Source organism: Bartonella sp. AC158YNML, from assembly GCF_042196725.1.
In the GTDB taxonomy this organism is placed as follows: Bacteria; Pseudomonadota; Alphaproteobacteria; order Rhizobiales; family Rhizobiaceae; genus Bartonella.
Window position 1 is genome coordinate 1 of record NZ_JBHIQU010000099.1, and the last position, 589, is coordinate 589.

At 43.3% G+C, this 589-nt stretch carries 1 protein-coding gene; it reads left to right on the plus strand.

All coding sequences use genetic code 11. From position 1 onward, the window contains the following. Positions 1–589: hypothetical protein (locus ACFIM1_RS09465; protein WP_375694706.1), on the plus strand; the 589-nt coding region annotated here is incomplete at both ends.

Sequence of the window (589 nt, forward strand, 5' to 3'; positions counted from 1 at the left end):
AACAAGCTCAACAAGCCCGTGAAGCGCTTGTCAAGTTTTATGAACCTCAATCTCAGACGCCAATGGTTGAAGGTGAAGGCGGACCTCCAGATCCTACACAAGACATTATTGGCTACATGGGTTGGATGGGAAAAAAGCTTCAAGAGCAAGATGCGTATATTCGTGCACAACAAGATGTTCAAAGGCAAGCTATTGAATCCCATGAATTTAATGGACATTTGAACCAGTTTTTAGAAAGTTCTGTTACATCAATTAAAGATAAATACAGTGATTTTGATGCGGCGGCAGATTTTCTTTATGAGACGCGTGCAAAGCAATTAAGTGCTTGGTCTTCTGTTTATCCGACTTATGCGCAAAAGAGCACGATAGATGCGATTATAGGGGATGAACTGCGTACGATTGTAGCGACTTGCGCCCAAAAGGGGGTTAATCCAGCAGAAGAGCTTTATAGGATAGCGCAAAATCTTGGTTATCAGAACCAAGCAGTGCAAGCCAATAATCAAGTAGCAGCGCTTCAAAGCCGTCAGAATTCTGCGAGAACCTTAACAGCATCTGGAGGAGGGGGGAGTATTACAGGTTCTATGACCAA